Annotated in this window: 13 protein-coding genes; 10 read left to right on the forward strand and 3 right to left on the reverse strand. The window is 67.9% G+C overall.

Features of this window, described 5'->3' with window-relative positions; genetic code table 11:
• Positions 1-59 precede the first annotated feature (59 nt).
• The 3 genes from WS69_RS09215 (at position 60) to def (ending at position 4,320) form a co-directional block, all read left to right on the forward strand.
• On the forward strand, positions 60-1,310 hold the full coding sequence (locus WS69_RS09215; protein ID WP_059470482.1) for a cell division protein ZipA C-terminal FtsZ-binding domain-containing protein: 1,251 nt from the start codon (positions 60-62) through the stop codon (positions 1,308-1,310).
• A 404-nt stretch (positions 1,311-1,714) separates the two neighbouring features.
• Positions 1,715-3,790, forward strand: coding sequence for an NAD-dependent DNA ligase LigA (gene ligA, locus WS69_RS09220; RefSeq protein ID WP_059470483.1), 2,076 nt, complete (start codon positions 1,715-1,717; stop codon positions 3,788-3,790).
• Positions 3,787-4,320: a peptide deformylase gene (gene def / locus WS69_RS09225; RefSeq protein WP_059470484.1), complete on the forward strand. Its 534-nt coding sequence runs from the start codon at positions 3,787-3,789 to the stop codon at positions 4,318-4,320. Before ligA ends, def begins: the two co-directional genes overlap by 4 nt.
• A gap of 259 nt (positions 4,321-4,579) precedes the next feature.
• Here the strand turns inward: def and WS69_RS33145 are convergent, their stop codons facing one another.
• From WS69_RS33145 to map, 3 genes are all read right to left on the reverse strand, one after another.
• Positions 4,580-6,223, reverse strand: coding sequence for a pseudouridine synthase (locus WS69_RS33145; RefSeq protein WP_108033912.1), 1,644 nt, complete (start codon positions 6,221-6,223; stop codon positions 4,580-4,582).
• A 16-nt stretch (positions 6,224-6,239) separates the two neighbouring features.
• Positions 6,240-8,816, reverse strand: a complete 2,577-nt coding sequence (locus WS69_RS09235; RefSeq protein ID WP_059470485.1) for a [protein-PII] uridylyltransferase — start codon at positions 8,814-8,816, stop codon at positions 6,240-6,242.
• A 111-nt stretch (positions 8,817-8,927) separates the two neighbouring features.
• Positions 8,928-9,743 (reverse strand): type I methionyl aminopeptidase, encoded by an 816-nt coding sequence (gene map, locus WS69_RS09240; protein ID WP_059470486.1) that lies wholly within the window; start codon positions 9,741-9,743, stop codon positions 8,928-8,930.
• 460 nt (positions 9,744-10,203) lie between these two features.
• Between map and rpsB the strand changes: the two genes are divergently transcribed.
• The 7 genes from rpsB to WS69_RS09275 all read left to right on the forward strand — a co-directional run bounded on the left by rpsB (position 10,204) and on the right by WS69_RS09275 (position 16,404).
• Entirely contained in the window at positions 10,204-10,944 is a 741-nt protein-coding gene (gene rpsB / locus WS69_RS09245) for a 30S ribosomal protein S2 (protein ID WP_059470487.1), read from the forward strand.
• Positions 10,945-11,125: 181 nt separating this feature from the next.
• Positions 11,126-12,007: a translation elongation factor Ts gene (gene tsf, locus WS69_RS09250; RefSeq protein WP_059470488.1), complete on the forward strand. Its 882-nt coding sequence runs from the start codon at positions 11,126-11,128 to the stop codon at positions 12,005-12,007.
• 178 nt (positions 12,008-12,185) lie between these two features.
• The gene (gene pyrH, locus WS69_RS09255; protein ID WP_010104618.1) at positions 12,186-12,899 is read left to right on the forward strand and encodes a UMP kinase; all 714 of its coding nucleotides are present in this window, start codon (positions 12,186-12,188) and stop codon (positions 12,897-12,899) included.
• Positions 12,900-12,989: 90 nt separating this feature from the next.
• The gene (gene frr / locus WS69_RS09260) at positions 12,990-13,550 is read left to right on the forward strand and encodes a ribosome recycling factor (RefSeq protein ID WP_059470489.1); all 561 of its coding nucleotides are present in this window, start codon (positions 12,990-12,992) and stop codon (positions 13,548-13,550) included.
• A 45-nt stretch (positions 13,551-13,595) separates the two neighbouring features.
• Positions 13,596-14,378 (forward strand): isoprenyl transferase, encoded by a 783-nt coding sequence (locus tag WS69_RS09265; protein ID WP_059470490.1) that lies wholly within the window; start codon positions 13,596-13,598, stop codon positions 14,376-14,378.
• Positions 14,372-15,193 carry a phosphatidate cytidylyltransferase gene (locus WS69_RS09270; protein ID WP_059470491.1) on the forward strand — a complete coding sequence of 274 codons (822 nt, stop codon included), beginning with the start codon at positions 14,372-14,374 and terminating at the stop codon, positions 15,191-15,193. The genes WS69_RS09265 and WS69_RS09270 overlap by 7 nt, the downstream gene beginning before the upstream one ends.
• Positions 15,194-15,207: 14 nt before the next feature.
• Complete coding sequence (locus WS69_RS09275; RefSeq protein WP_059470492.1) at positions 15,208-16,404, forward strand: 1-deoxy-D-xylulose-5-phosphate reductoisomerase; 1,197 nt, start codon at positions 15,208-15,210, stop codon at positions 16,402-16,404.
• The last annotated feature ends 2 nt before the right edge of the window (positions 16,405-16,406 follow it).

Below are 16,406 nucleotides of genomic sequence, written 5' to 3' on the forward strand. Positions count from 1 at the left end.
CGCGCGGCGCATGGGCGCCCGTCCGCGAGTCCAATGAAAAAGAATTTGATGGAGCGTGCATGGACGAGTTGACACTCGGGTTGATCGGCGCGGGCGCCGTCGTGGTGGGCGGCGTCGTGGTCTACAACGCATGGCAGGGGGCGAAGGTGCGTCGCAGGATGCCGCGCCCGATGCCGCCCGAGGCGGCCGAAGCCGCCGCGCGGCACGAGCGCGACGACGAGGCGCCCTTCATCGAACCGGTGCGGCAGCCGGCGCGCCGCGAGACCGCGGCGGGTGAGCAGGGCGACGGCGCGGCGCGCGTCGAGCCGACGTTCGGCGGCGCGGCGCCCGCCGACACGCCGGCCGACCTGCAGGCCGAGGCGACGATTGCGAACGGCGCGGTCGAGCCCGCCGTCGAGACGAGCGGCGGCGAAGCGGCCGCGCCCGCCCACGCGCACGACGAGCCGGTCGAGCCGGTGCTGCCCGCCGCGACGACGATCTCCGCGGCGACGCCCGCGATCGTCGATCGCCGGATCGACTGCATCGTGCCGATCCGCCTAGGGGGGGCGCTCGCGGGCGACAAGATCCTGCCCGCCGCGCAACGGCTGCGCCGCGCGGGCAGCAAGCCGGTGCACATCGAAGGCAAGCCGGAGGGCGGCGGCGCGTGGGAGCTGCTGCAGAACGGCGTGCGCTACGAAGAGCTGCGCGCGGCCGCGCAGCTCGCAAACCGCAGCGGCCCGCTCAACGAGCTCGAGTTCTCCGAATTCGTGACGGGCGTCCAGCAGTTCGCGGATGCGATCGACGGCGCGCCGGAATTCCCGGACATGATGGAAACGGTGTCGATGGCGCGCGAGCTCGACGGCTTCGCCGCGCAGTGCGACGCGCAACTGTCGGTCAACGTGATGTCGGACGGCGCGCCGTGGTCGGCGAACTACGTGCAGGCGGTCGCGTCGCAGGACGGACTCCTGCTGTCGCGCGACGGCACGCGCTTCGTGAAGCTCGACGCGAAGCAGAATCCCGTCTTCATGCTGCAGTTCGGCGACACGAATTTCCTGCGCGACGACCTCACGTACAAGGGCGGCAATCTGATCACGCTCGTCCTCGACGTGCCCGTTGCCGACGAGGACATCCTGCCGTTCAGGCTGATGTGCGACTACGCGAAGTCGCTGTCGGAGCGGATCGGCGCGCGCGTCGTCGACGACCAGCGCCGGCCGCTGCCGGAATCGACGCTGCTTGCGATCGAGCAGCAGTTGATGAAGCTGTATGCTCGGCTCGAGGAGGCGGGCATTCCGGCCGGCTCACCCGTCACGCGGCGGCTGTTCAGCCAGTAAGCGCAGCGTTTTTCTTCGCTGCGTTGCGGCGCGGGGCGGTTACGCTGGCCGCGATCGCAGCTTGCGGTCGCGTCGCCGCGTTGCGCTGCGTAGCCCGAATCGATCGGGCGCAAGGCGGTCGAATTGCGGCGCTTTCGCTTTGGGGCGTGAAGCGCCGTGACGTCGGCCGGCCGGATTTCGATTGCCGCCCCGCCACAGCCGATTCGATCGAGCTGCCGCCCATCCCCCAGCCCGCCTCGCCCGGTCGTCCCGCGAAGCCGCAAAGCGGCCGGCAAAGACAGCGGGACTCGACCTCCCGATCGCCGTTCGTGCACTGCGCTCGACAGGCCATTCAGCCGATGCCGAAAAGGGCTCGAACTGAGATAATCATCGCCTGATCATCCTCACGAGAAAGTGCCGCCAGCATGGCCCGATCCCCAGTTGAACCGCCCGCCAGCCAGCCGGCGAAGCGTGCCGCGTGGCTGCGCGCCGAGCTCGAGCGGGCGAACTACGCCTATTACGTGCTCGACCAGCCGGAGCTGCCCGACGCCGAGTACGATCGCCTCTTCGTCGAGCTGCAGCAAATCGAGGCCGAGCACCCCGATCTCGTCACGCCCGAATCGCCGACGCAGCGGGTCGGCGGCGAAGTCGCGAGCGGCTTCACGCCCGTCATGCACGACACGCCGATGCTCTCGCTCAACAACGGCTTTGCCGACGAAGACGTCGTCGCGTTCGACAAGCGCGTGGCCGACGGCCTCGACAAGGCGGCCGACCTCGCCGGCACCGTGACCGATCCCGTCGAGTACGCGTGCGAGTTGAAGTTCGACGGCCTCGCGGTCTCGCTGCGCTTCGAGGACGGCCGCTTCGTGCAAGCGTCGACGCGCGGCGACGGCACGACGGGCGAGGACGTCACCCGGAACATCCGCACGATCCGCTCGATCCCGCTGAAGCTGAAGGGCAAGCACGTGCCGCGCGTGCTCGACGTGCGCGGCGAAGTGCTGATGTTCAAGCGCGATTTCGCGCGCCTGAACGAACGTCAGCGCGCGGCGGGCCAGCGCGAGTTCGCGAACCCGCGCAACGCGGCGGCGGGAAGCCTCCGGCAGCTCGATTCGAAGATCACCGCGTCGCGGCCGCTGTCGTTCTTCGCTTACGGGATCGGCATGCTCGACGGCGTCGACATGCCCGACACGCACGGCGGCCTCCTCGACTGGTACGAGACGCTCGGGCTGCCGGTGAACCGCGAGCGCGCGGTCGTGCGCGGCGCGGCGGGTCTCCTCGAGTTTTTCCACGCGGTCGGCGCGCGGCGCGAGTCGCTGCCGTACGACATCGACGGCGTCGTCTACAAGGTGAACCGTCGCGATGAGCAGGAGCGGCTCGGCTTCGTGTCGCGCGCACCGCGTTTTGCGCTCGCGCACAAGTTCCCCGCGCAGGAGGCGCTGACGAAGCTCGTCGCGATCGACGTGCAGGTCGGCCGCACGGGTGCGATCACGCCGGTCGCGCGCCTCGAGCCCGTGTTCGTCGGCGGCGCGACCGTCACGAACGCGACGCTGCACAACGAAGACGAAGTGCGCCGCAAGGACATCCGGATCGGCGACACGGTGATCGTGCGCCGCGCGGGCGACGTGATTCCCGAGGTGGTGTCGGCTGTGCTCGAACGCCGACCGGCGGATGCACGCGAATTCGTGATGCCGACGGCATGTCCCGAATGCGGATCGCGGATCGAGCGGCTGCCGGACGAGGCGATCGCGCGCTGCACGGGCGGGCTCTTTTGTCCCGCGCAGCGCAAGCAGGCGCTGTGGCACTTCGCGCAGCGCCGCGCGCTCGACATCGACGGGCTCGGCGAGAGGATCATCGACCAGCTCGTCGAGCAGAACCTCGTGCGCACGCCGGCGGATCTGTTCAACCTCGGTTTCTCGACGCTCGTCGAGCTCGACCGCTTCGCGGAGAAGTCCGCGCAGAACCTGATCGATTCGCTCGACAAGGCGAAGCACACGACGCTCGCGCGCTTCGTCTACGCGCTCGGGATCCGGCACGTCGGCGAATCGACGGCGAAGGATCTCGCGAAGCATTTCGGCTCGCTCGATCCGATCATGGACGCGTCGATCGAAGCGTTGCTCGAGGTCAACGACGTCGGGCCGATCGTCGCCGAATCGATCCATCAGTTCTTCGCCGAGGAGCACAATCGCACGGTGATCGAGCAACTGCGCGCGCCGGGCCGCGTCACGTGGCCCGAAGGGCCGCCCGCGCCGCGCGCGCCGCAAGGCGTGCTCGCGGGCAAGACCGTCGTGCTGACGGGCACGCTGCCGACGCTCACGCGCGACGCGGCGAAGGAGATGCTCGAGGCGGCGGGCGCGAAGGTTGCGGGCTCGGTGTCGAAGAAAACCGATTACGTCGTCGCCGGCGCCGATGCGGGCAGCAAGCTCGCGAAGGCCGAGGAACTCGGCATTCCGGTGCTGGACGAAGAGGGCATGCACAAACTTCTGGAGGGCCACGCGCGATGATTCGCGAGATTCTGAAGATGGGCGATCAGCGTTTGCTGGAGGTCGCCAAGCCGGTCGAAGCATTCAACACGCCCGAGCTGCACGCGCTCGTCGCGGACATGTTCGAGACGATGCATCATGCGAACGGCGCGGGGCTCGCCGCGCCGCAGCTCGGTGTCGGGCTGCAGGTGATCATCTTCGGCTTTGGCAGCAGCGAGCGCTATCCGGAGGCGCCGCCCGTGCCGGAGACCGTGCTCGTCAATCCGACGGTCGAATATCTGCCGCCCGACATGGAAGAGGGCTGGGAGGGCTGCCTGTCGGTGCCGGGGCTGCGCGGCGTCGTGAGCCGCTACCGGCGCGTGCGCTACAGCGGCTTCGACCAGTTCGGCGCGAAGCTCGAGCGTATCGCGGAGGGCTTTCATGCACGGGTGGTCCAGCACGAGTACGACCACCTGATTGGGAAGCTTTATCCGATGCGGATCACCGATTTCTCGAAGTTCGGCTTCACCGACGTGCTGTTTCCGGGGCTCGACGCGCAGTCGGATGACTGAGGCTGCAAAGCGGCGCGCGCCGGGGCGTCGCGACGATGGCAGAGCGGAAACGAAAACGCCCGCGGTTGCGGTAATGCCGTTCAGTTAAGCGTGGTTCGCAGTGGCCTAGCCTTGCAGAACCACGGAAAAAGGCCGCTCCGGTATCAATCGGAGCGGCCTTTTTGATCTCAACTGAACGGCATTGCTGCGGTTGCGGGCGTTTTCTCGTGGCGAAAGCCGGGCAACTACCGCGCGGCCGCCCGCCGCGCGGCCGCTTCGTTCAGAACGACTCGTCCGGCCCGAGGTAGCGCCACTCGCCCTGCGGCAGCGCTCCCAGCATCACGCGGCCCATCCGCACGCGCTTCAGGCCGATCACTTCGAGGCCGACGAGCTCGCACATCCGGCGAATCTGGCGCTTCTTGCCTTCTCGCAGCACGAAGCGCAACTGCTCGCCGTTCTGCCAACTGACCATCGCGGGCTTGAGCGGCGCGCCGTCGAGCTCGAGGCCGTGGCGCAGCTTCGCGAGCGACTCGGCGGGGAAGTGCTGGTCGACGTCGGCCATGCGTTCGCCAAAGCGCACGCGCACCAGATATTCCTTGTCGATGTCGGATTGCTCGCCGATCAGCTGCTTCGCGACACGGCCGTTTTGCGTCAGCACGAGCAGGCCCGTCGAATCGATGTCGAGCCGGCCTGCGGGCGCGAGCGCGCGCAGGTGCAGCGGCGAGAAGCGCAGCGGGGAGCGGTCGCCGCTCCAGTGGTTCTCGCGCGTGACGAGCGTCGCGGCGGGCGCGTAGCCGTCTTCCGCCTGGCCCGACACATAGCCGACCGGTTTATGCAGCAGGATCGTCACTTGCGCCGCCTGCGCGGCGCGCGCGTTCGAGTCGATCTCGATGCGCTGGTCGGCGCGCACCTTCGAGCCGAGCGTGTCGATGCGCTCGCCGTCGACGAGCACCCAGCCTTTCTCGATCCATTCGTCCGCCTCGCGGCGCGAGCAGAGGCCGAGCTCCGACATGCGCTTCGACAGGCGCACGAGGCCCGTTTCGTCGCCGCGGTCGACGTGTGCCGCGGATTCGCCGGAGCTGGTCGCGCGACGCTTGATCGGCTGAGCGACTTTGAGCGCGGGACCCGTCGTTGCCCGGGCGGCGGGGCGGCGATCGTCGGCTGTGCGCTCGCGTGGCGCCTTGCGTTCGTCGGAGTGCGCGGCGCGCGAAGGCGCGCGTTTGGCGGGGGCGCCGTAGCGATCGTCGGCGCGCTGCGGCGCACGCTTGCCGCCTGCCGCGCCTTTGCCCGCGAACGACGAGGGTGCGGCATCGCGCGCGGTGCGGCCGTTCGCGCGTGGCGCGCGGTCGTCGGACTGGCGCGGTGGGGGCCGGGACGCGCCGCCGAACTTGGCGTCGGCCGCGCCGCGCGTGCCGGCGGGTTTCGTCGTGTCGCGCTCCGCGCGGCCTTTGCCGCGCGCGCCCGGATCGAACGAACGTGCGTCCGTGCTGCGCGACGGTCGTTCGTCGCGTTGCCCGCCGCGATCGGCGGGGCGGCGCTCGGACTTCGTGTCCGTACGGCGGGCGCGTCCGCCGGCTGCGGCACCGGGAGCGCCGGCGCGCTTCGCCGACGTACGCTCGCCGCTCGGGCGGGCCGCGCCATCCGCAGTGCGCGGCTTCGTGACGCGTTTGCCTTCGGACGCCGCAGTCGGACGCGACGGCGCGCCCGCGCGCTTCGGCGCGGCGGTCGCGGCGCCTCGCGGTGCCGACGGCTTCGCGGCGGGCTTCCCGGCGGATTTGGCCGCGGACTTCGGCGCCATGGGTTTCTCGCCCGCCGCTTTCGCGTCGGGCCGCGCGACCTTGCGCGCGGTGAGGCTGCCGGAGCGGACGGGGGCGCGGCCGGGTGTCGCCGGCCGCGGATTCTTGACGGTCAATTTTGTGCGCATAAACGCTGGAACACACTCACACTGCGATCGCGCGCAGCAACTCGGTTTCGACTTGGATCTGCAGACGATTGTCGGACAAACCGGTACCGTCGAGCATGAAGACGTCCTCGACGCGTTCGCCGAGCGTATTGATCCGCGCCGCATGGACGCCGACCCGGTGCTCAGCCAGCACGCGCGCGATCGAATAAAGAAGACCCGGCCGGTCGTTGGCGGACACGGACAGAATGTAGTATTGGCCGCGCTCGTCGGCCCGCAGGTCGACGCGCGGCGTGATCGGGAACGTGCGCGACAGCCGAGACAGCCGGCCCTTCGACGGCTCGGGCAGCGGCGCCGATTCGGCGAGGCGCGCGGCGAGCTGCTGCTCGACGAGGTTCGCGATGTCTCGGTACTGCACGTCGTGCTCGGTCTGCGTGACGATGAAGTTGTCGAGCGCGTAGCCGTGGCGCGTCGTGTTCACGCGCGCGTCGAGCACCGACAGCCCGTTGCGGTCGAAGTACGCGCAGATTCCCGCGAACAGGTCCGAGCGGTCCTTTACGTAGACGAGCACCTGCAGCGCGTCGCCGACGGGCGACGGCCGCGCGCGGACGATCGCCGTGTCGGCTTCGACGTGCCGGTACAGCACGCGGGTCTGCCACGCGATGTCGGCCGCGTCGTGGCGCAGGAAGTAGCCGACGTCGAGTTGATCCCACAGCGCGCGGTGCGCATCGGGCGCCACGGTTTCGAGGCGCAGCAGCGCGAGCGCCTCTTCCTGCCGCGTCTTCAGCTCGGAATGCGCGTCGGGCTGCGCGCCGCCCAGCACCGCGAGCGTCGAGCGATAGAGATCCTCGAGCAGCTTGCCTTTCCACGTATTCCACACCTTCGGACTCGTGCCGCGGATGTCGGCGACGGTCAGCAGGTAGAGCGCGGTCAGGCGCCGCTCGCTGCCGACGAGATCGGCGAAGCGCTTGATCACATCCGGATCGCTCGTGTCCTGCTTTTGCGCGACCTGGCTCATCGTCAGGTGATGCTGGACGAGCCACGCGACGAGCGCCGCGTCGTCGCCAGCGATCCCATGCTCGCGGCAGAAGCGCCGCGCATCGGCCATCCCGAGCGTCGAGTGGTCGCCGCCGCGGCCTTTCGCGATGTCGTGGAAGAGGGCGGCGACGTACAGCACCCACGGCCGCTCGAAGTTCACGATCAGCTGACTGCAGAACGGATATTCGTGCGCATGCTCGGCGACCGCGAAGCGGCGGATGTTGCGCAGCACCATCAGGATGTGCTGATCGACCGTATACACGTGGTACAGGTCGTGCTGCATCTGGCCGACGATTCGCCGGAAGTTCAGCAGATAGCGGCCGAGCACGCTCGTCTGGTTCATCAGGCGGAACGCGTGCGTGATGCCTTCCGGCTGCTGAAGGATCTGCATGAACGTGCGGCGGTTGCGCGGATCGCGCCGCCACGCGTTGTTCATCACGTCGCGCGAGTTGTAGAGCGCGCGCAGCGTGCGTGCGGACAGGCCCTTCACGCCACGCGTCGCCTCGTACAGCAGGAACGCTTCGAGGATCGCGTCCGGGTGGCGCTCGAACACGTCGTCCGCGGCGATCTCGAGCATCCCCTGCTTCTCGACGAAGCGCCCGGGCGACAGCACGCGCGTGACGCCGCTCGTCGCCGGGAAGAGCTGCGCCTCGATGTTCTGGATCAGGATCGTCGCGAGCTGCGTGACCGCCTTCGCGGCCCAGTAATAGCGCCGCATCAGCTGCTCGCTCGCGCGCTTCGCGTGCGTCGGCCGGTAGCCGAAGCTCTCGGCCGCCTGCGTTTGCAGATCGAACACGAGGATGTCCTGCCGGCGCCCGGCGATCACGTGCAGCCGGGCGCGCAGCGTCTTCAGGAAACCTTCGTTGCGGCGCAGCTCGCGCGCCTCGCGATCGGTGATGAGCCCGCGCGTGTCGAGCTCGCGCCAACTGCTGCCGAAGCCCGCCGCGCGGGCGATCCAGAGGATCGTCTGCAGATCGCGCAGGCCGCCGGGGCTTTCCTTCACGTTCGGCTCGAGGCTGTACGGCGTGTCCTGGAACTTCGCGTGGCGCTGGCGCATCTCGAGCACCTTCGCCTGGAAGAACGCGCGCGCGTCGAGCGCCTCGCGATAGCGCAGCGTGAAGCGCTCGAAGAGCGCGGTGCTGCCGACGATGCGGCGCGCTTCCAGCAGCGACGTCTGCACGGTGACGTCCTGCGACGCTTCTTCGATGCATTGATCGACGGTGCGCACGCTGCTGCCGATCTCGAGCCCGAGATCCCACGCCATCCCGATGAAGCGCTCGATCCGCTCGTCGAGCTCGCTCGCGTGCGAGTCGGGCAGGAGCACGAGAATGTCGACGTCCGAATGCGGCGACAGCTCGCCGCGCCCGTAGCCGCCGACCGCGACGAGCGCGAGCGTCGCGGGCAGCCCGCACGCTTGCCAGAGGTGGCGCAGCGCGTCGTCGGTCGCGCGCGACAGCGCATGCATCAGCGGCGTGACGTTGGCCGCGGTCTTGAAGCGCGCGAGCAACCCGGCCTTCGCGGCCTTGAATTCGGCTTTGCGCGACAGCGCGGGAGGCGGCGCGGCGACGGAGGCGCTCATGGACGGCGATCAGATTGGGCGGTTGAACGGGGGGCGCGCGGCGACGCGGGCGGCTACCTGGCTAATTAATTGGGCGAAGCGGACGGAACGGGACGCGGCGCGCGGCGGCGCTCAGACCGCGGCGGCCGGCGCAGCGAACGTCGGCCGCGCGGGCGTGCCGGCCGACACCGTCAGCACGTCGTAGCCCGTGTCCGTCACGAGGATCGTATGCTCCCACTGCGCGGACAGGCTGCGGTCGCGGGTCTTGACGGTCCACTGGTCGGGCATCGTGCGGATGTCGCGCTTGCCGGCGTTGATCATCGGCTCGATCGTGAAGATCATGCCGGGCTTCAGTTCGATGCCGGTGCCCGGCCGCCCGTAGTGGACGACCTGCGGATCCTCGTGGAACACCGTGCCGATCCCGTGGCCGCAGTATTCGCGCACGACGCTGTAGCCCTGCGCCTCCGCGTGCTTCTGGATCGCGTGGCCGATGTCGCCGAGATGCGCGCCGGGCTTCACCTGATCGATGCCGAGCCACATGCATTCGTAGGTGGTCTGCACGAGGCGCTTCGCGAGGATCGAGCCTTCGCCGATGATGAACATCCGGCTCGTGTCGCCGAAATAGCCGTTCTTGATGACGGTGACGTCGATGTTGAGCGCGTCGCCGTTCTTGAGCGTCTTGTCGCCCGGGATGCCATGGCAGATCACGTCGTTGACCGACGTGCAGACCGCCTTCGGGAACGGCGGGTAGCCGGGCGGCTGGTAGTTGAGCGGCGCGGGGACCGTGCCTTGCACGTTCACCATGTACTCGTGGCAGAGGCGATCGAGCTCGCCCGTCGTCACGCCCGCGACGACGAGCGGCGTGATGTAGTCGAGCACTTCGCTCGCGAGACGGCAGGCGATGCGCATCTGTGCGATGTCGTGTTCGTTTTTGAGCGTAATGGCCATGAGTCGGTGCCTGAAATGCGGTGAATTTGATAATTATCGCACCTTATTCCTGCTGTCGCAGCCTTTTGCGGGCGGGCGCGGCGCGAAATCCGGCACGGTGGCGCGGGCCGCGCGGAAGTCGTTGCGTGGCGGGCCGTGCGGGCGTCCGCGGGCGATAGGCGGCGGGCGACTTGAGAGCCGTCATACCCGCGTGCTATACTTATTGGCTAAGTCGGCGCTGAAATCGCTATTTTTGCCTGGCACGGAAACGGTTGGAGTTCGTTGGCGTTTTCGTTCGAGGCGCGGCGGTTGCGGCGAAGGCTGGCGGCGCGAAGCTTTCGAGTGGTTTTCGAGGCGCGCGCCGAATCGCAAGCCGGCGCACCCAGGGTGTCGCGGCGCGAACGGAGCGGGACAGTGCCCGCCGTCGCGCCATGATACGGCAGCCGGCTTAAGACCCAAACCCTCGTGGAGAAATATACAAATGGCAATCACGATGCGCCAAATGCTGGAAGCCGGTGTCCACTTCGGTCACCAAACGCGCTTCTGGAACCCGAAGATGGCCCCCTTCATCTTCGGTCACCGCAACAAGATTCACATCATCAACCTCGAAAAGACGCTGCCGATGTACAACGACGCGCTGAAGTACGTGCGTCAGCTCGCAGCGAATCGGGGTACGATCCTCTTCGTCGGCACGAAGCGCCAATCGCGCGACACGATCGCCCAGGAAGCGCTGCGCGCGGGCATGCCGTACGTGAACGCACGCTGGCTCGGCGGCATGCTGACCAACTTCAAGACGCTGAAGGTATCGATCAAGCGCCTGAAGGACATGGAAGCGTCGGTCGAGGCGGGCGAGCTCGAGAAGATGAGCAAGAAGGAAGCGCTCTTGTTCGAACGCGAAATCGCGAAGCTGCAGAAGTCGATCGGCGGCGTGAAGGACATGGGCGGCATTCCGGATGCGATCTTCGTCGTCGACGTCGGCTACCACAAGATCGCCGTGACCGAAGCGAACAAGCTCGGCGTGCCGGTCATCGCCGTGGTCGATACGAACCACTCGCCGGAAGGCGTGGATTACGTGATCCCGGGTAACGACGACTCGAGCAAGGCTGTCGCGCTGTACGCCGAAGGCGTGGCCGACGCGATCCTCGAAGGCCGTGCGAACGCGGTCAACGAAGTGGTCCAGGCGGCGCGCGGCGACGACGAATACGTCGAGGAAAACGCGTAACCGGCCCCGAGCCGGCGCAAAAAGGGGGCTCTCAACAGGCCCCCTTTTTTTAAGCCGCTTTTTTCGGGTGGCCGATCCGGGCCGACGCCGAGCGAAAAATGCGCGAATGCCCGGAAACGAATGCCTGCCGCCTGCGTCGAAGTGCGGGCGGCGTTGTGAATACAGACTCAAGGAGCGAATGATGGCGGCAATTACCGCAAGCATGGTGGCAGAACTGCGCGCGAAGACCGACGCACCGATGATGGAATGCAAGAAGGCGCTGACGGAAGCCGACGGCGACATGGGCAAGGCTGAAGAGCTGCTGCGCGTGAAGCTCGGCAACAAGGCCAGCAAGGCCGCGTCACGCGTGACGGCGGAAGGCATCGTCGCATCGTTCGTCGGCGCCCATGCGGGCGCGCTCGTCGAACTGAACTGCGAAACCGACTTCGTCGCGAAGAACGACGACTTCAACGCGTTCGCGAAGACCATCGCCGAACTCGTCGCGACGCAGAACCCGGCCGACGTCGCCGCGTTGTCGGCGCTGCCGCTCGACGGCAAGACGGTCGACGAAGTGCGCCTCGCACTCGTCGGCAAGATCGGCGAGAACATCTCGATCCGCCGCTTCGTGCGCGTCGAGACGTCGAACAAGCTCGCGACGTACCTGCACGGCAGCCGCATCGGCGTGATCGTCGAGTACACGGGCGCGGAAGAGCAGGTCGGCAAGGACGTCGCGATGCACGTCGCGGCAATGAAGCCAGTCTCGCTGTCGGCTGACGAAGTCCCCGCCGAGCTGATCGAGAAGGAGCGCCGCGTCGCCGAGCAGAAGGCCGCGGAATCGGGCAAGCCGGCCGAGATCGTCGCGAAGATGGTTGACGGCAGCGTCCAGAAGTTCCTGAAGGAAGTATCGCTGCTGAACCAGCCGTTCGTGAAGAACGACAAGCAGACGATCGAGCAGATGCTGAAGGCCGCGAATGCGGCGGTGCAGAAGTTCGCCCTCTTCGTCGTCGGCGAAGGCATCGAGAAGCGTCAGGACGACTTCGCGGCGGAAGTGGCCGCGCAGGTCGCCGCGGCCAAGCAGCAGTAACCAGTCGTAAAAGCGGTAACCAGCAGTACGCTTGACCCGCGGCGGACGACCGTTCCGCTGCGGCCGGCAGCGCCGCCGGACGGGGCTTTCAGCCAGCCCGGCCCGGCGGCGCTTGCTCGAATCAGCATTTCGCCCCTACAGTTCGTGCTTGTCATCCTCTCGTCGCTCGGAAGTCCCTATGCCCAATGCCTATAAACGCGTCCTCCTCAAACTTTCCGGCGAAGCGCTGATGGGCGACGATGCCTTCGGCATCAATCGTGCGACGATCGAGCGGATGGTTGCCGACATCGCGGAAGTCGTGCGTCTCGGCACGCAACTCGCGGTCGTGATCGGCGGCGGCAACATCTTCCGCGGCGTCGCGGGCGGTGCGGCCGGCATGGATCGCGCGACCGCGGACTACATGGGGATGCTCGCGACGATGATGAACGCGCTCGCGCTGCAGGACGCGATGCGCCACGCGGGCATCGAGGCGCGCGTGCAGTCGGCGCTGCGGATGGACCAGGTGGTCGAGCCGTACATCCGCCCGCGCGCGATCCGCCAGCTCGAGGAGGGCAAGGTGGTGATCTTCGCGGCGGGCACGGGCAACCCGTTTTTCACGACGGACACGGCGGCCGCGCTGCGCGGCTCGGAAGTCGGCGCCGAAGTGGTGCTGAAGGCGACGAAGGTCGACGGCGTCTATTCGGCCGATCCGAAAAAGGATTCGTCCGCGACGCGCTACTCGTCGATCAGCTTCGACGAAGCGATCGGCCGCAACCTGCAGGTGATGGACGCGACGGCGTTCGCGCTCTGCCGCGACCAGAAGCTGCCGATTCGCGTGTTTTCGATCAACAAGCCGGGTGCGCTCAAACGTATCGTGCAAGGTGAGGACGAGGGCACGCTCGTCCACGTGTAAACTCTCGCCGATGCGGGAAGCGGCGGCGCCGTGCGCCGCCTTTGGCCATTGCCCGCATCGTTTTGAAGTTCGGAAGGTTCGGAGGTTGAAATGAGTGTCGCTGATATCAAGAAGGGCGTCGAGCAGAAGATGCAGCGCTCGATCGAAGCGTTCAAGAACGATCTGGCGAAGATCCGCACGGGCCGTGCGCATACCGGTCTGCTCGATCACGTGCAGGTCGACTACTACGGTTCGATGGTGCCGATCTCGCAGGTCGCGAACCTGACGCTCGTCGACGCGCGCACGATCGGTGTGCAGCCGTGGGAAAAGAACATGGTCGCGAAGGTCGAGAAGGCGATCCGCGAAGCCGACCTGGGCCTGAACCCGGCGACGGCGGGCGACCTGATCCGCGTGCCGATGCCGGCGCTGACGGAAGAGCGCCGCCGCGAGCTGACGAAGGTCGTCAAGAGCGAAGGCGAGACCGCGAAGGTCGCGATCCGCAATCTGCGCCGCGACGCGAACGAAGCGCTCAAGAAGCTCGTGAAGGACAAGGAAATCTCCGAGGACGACGAGCGCCGCGCGGGCGACGACGTGCAGAAGCTGACCGACAAGCACGTCGCGGAGATCGACAAGCTCGTCCAGAGCAAGGAAGCGGAGATCATGACGGTCTGACGCCGCCTTGTCGCACTTTTTCCTGCAGCCACAGTCTCAGCGGCCATGACTTATACCAGCTCTACCGTTCGCGTGCCTGACGCCGCCGCCGTGCCGCGTCACATCGCGATCATCATGGACGGCAACGGCCGTTGGGCGACCGAGCGCCGCCTGCCGCGCGTCGCAGGGCACACGCGCGGCGTCGACGCCGTGCGCTCGGTCGTCGAAGGATGCGCGCGGGCGGGCGTCGAATACCTGACGCTCTTCGCGTTCAGCTCCGAGAACTGGCGCCGGCCGAACGACGAGGTGTCGTTCCTGATGCGCCTGTTCATCACCGCGCTCGAGCGCGAGGTCGGCAAACTGCACGCGAACGGCATCCGGCTGCGCGTCATCGGCGATCTGTCGAAGTTCGAACCGCGCATCCAGGCGCTGATCCGGCGCGCGGAAACGAAGACCGCGCGCAACACGCGCCTCACGCTGACGATCGCCGCGAACTACGGCGGCCGTTGGGACATCCTGCAGGCGACGCAGAAGCTCGTCGACGAGGCGGCGCGAGAAGGGCGCGCGGCCGAAGTCGACGAGGACGCGTTCGCCCGCCATCTGGCGATGGCCTATGCGCCGGAGCCGGATCTCTTCATCCGCACGGGCGGCGAACAGCGGATCAGCAATTTCCTGCTCTGGCAGCTCGCGTACACCGAGTTCTACTTCACCGACAAATTCTGGCCGGATTTCGACGCAAACGCGCTCGCCGAGGCGCTCGCGTCGTACACGCACCGCGAACGCCGCTTCGGCCGCACGAGCGCGCAGCTCGAACCCCAGGCTCAGGACGCCGACTCTCTTTCATGCTGAAGACCCGTGTCATCACGGCGCTCGTGCTGCTGGCAGTGCTGCTGCCCGTGACGCTGTACGCGCCGCTTTCCGCGTTCGGCGCGCTGATCGCACTCGTGCTCGTGTTCGCCGCGTGGGAATGGGGGCGGTTGCTGAAGCTGGGCGGAGTCGGCTCGGTCGTCTATGCGATCGTCGCGGCGCTCGCGCTCGCGGCGAGCACGCGGCTCGGCATCGGCGCGCAGGCCGCGCGGCCGCTCTTCGAGGCGGCGGGCGTGTTCTGGCTGCTGGCCGGCCCGTATGCGCTCTGGCGCAAGCCGGCGCTCGCCGAACGCGCGTGGAAGCCGTTCCTGCTCGTGGCGGGCCTCGTCGTCTTTGCCGCATGCTGGCATGCACTCGTCGCGGCGCGCGCGGAAGGCGTACCCTTCGTATTGTCGCTGCTGCTGGTGGTGTGGCTCGCCGATATCGGCGCATACTTCGCCGGCAAGGGGTTCGGCAAGCACAAGCTCGCGCCGTCCGTCAGCCCCGGCAAGACCTGGGAAGGCGCGGCGGGCGGCTGGCTCGCGGTGATGATCGTCGCTGGCGCGGCCGTCGCGGCGCACGCCTTTGAACCGACCCTTTATTCGGCGTTCGTCGCGCATTACGGCGCGGCGGGCGCATTTGCGGCGCTGACGCTCCTCGTCGCGTTCAGCGTGATCGGCGACTTGTTCGAGTCGCTGCTGAAGCGCCAGGCGGGCGTGAAGGACTCGAGCGGCCTGCTGCCGGGCCACGGCGGCGTGCTCGACCGCGTCGATGCGCTGCTGCCCGTGCTGCCGCTCGCACTGCTGCTGCTCGGTTAAAACTAGACACCATTATGCAAAAACGTCTGACATTGCTCGGTTCGACGGGCTCGATCGGAGACAGCACGCTCGACGTTGTCGCGCGTCATCCGGAGCGCTTCGCGGTTCACGCGCTCACGGCTCACCGCAACGGCGACAAGCTCGTCGCCCAGTGTCTGCGCTTTGCGCCCGACGTCGCGGTGGTCGGCGACGCCGAAACCGCTGCACGGGTCGAAGCGCAATTGCGCGCCGCGGGCAGCAAGACGCAGGTCGCGCACGGCAGGCAGGCGCTCGTCGACGTGTCGAAGAGCGACGGCTGCGACACGGTCGTCGCGGCGATCGTCGGCGCGGCGGGGCTCGCGCCGAGCCTCGCCGCCGCACGCGCGGGCAAGCGCGTCCTGCTCGCGAACAAGGAATCGCTCGTGATGTCGGGCGCGATCTTCATGGACGCGGTGCGCGACCATGGCGCGATCCTGCTGCCCGTCGACAGCGAGCACAACGCGATCTTCCAGTGCATGCCGCGCGACGCGGCCGAGCACGGCGGGATCGCGAAGATCATCGTGACCGCGTCGGGCGGCCCGTTCCGCACGCGCGAGCCCGCGACGCTCGCCGACGTGACGCCCGACGAGGCATGCAAGCATCCGAACTGGGTGATGGGCCGGAAGATTTCGGTCGACTCGGCGACGATGATGAACAAGGGCCTCGAGGTGATCGAGGCGCATTGGTTGTTCGGCCTGCCGGGCGAGCGCATCGACGTGCTGATCCATCCGCAGAGCGTGATCCACTCGCTCGTGTCGTATCGCGACGGCTCGGTGCTCGCGCAGCTCGGCAATCCCGACATGCGCACGCCGATCGCGCACGCGCTCGCATTTCCCGAGCGCGTCGACGCGGGCGTCGCGCAGCTCGATCTCGCGCAGATCGCGTCGCTCACGTTCGAGAAGCCCGACTACGCTCGCTTCCCGTGTCTCGCGCTCGCGATCCAGGCGCTCGAGGCGGGCGGCGTCGCGAGCGCGGCGCTCAATGCGGCGAACGAGATCGCGGTCGACGCATTCCTGTCGTGCCGCATCCGCTTCACGGCGATCGCGCAGACGGTCGAGGCCGTGCTGAGCGGACTCTCCAACCGCACGCCGAGCGGCCTCGACGATGTCGTCGAGGCCGACGCCGACGCACGCCGCGCGGCGATGGCGTTCATCGAAAAGCTGAGCGCGCCCGGCGTGGAGCGCACCGTCTGAAT

The organism is Burkholderia sp. BDU5 (genome assembly GCF_001522845.1).
Classification (GTDB): Bacteria; Pseudomonadota; Gammaproteobacteria; order Burkholderiales; family Burkholderiaceae; genus Burkholderia; species Burkholderia mayonis.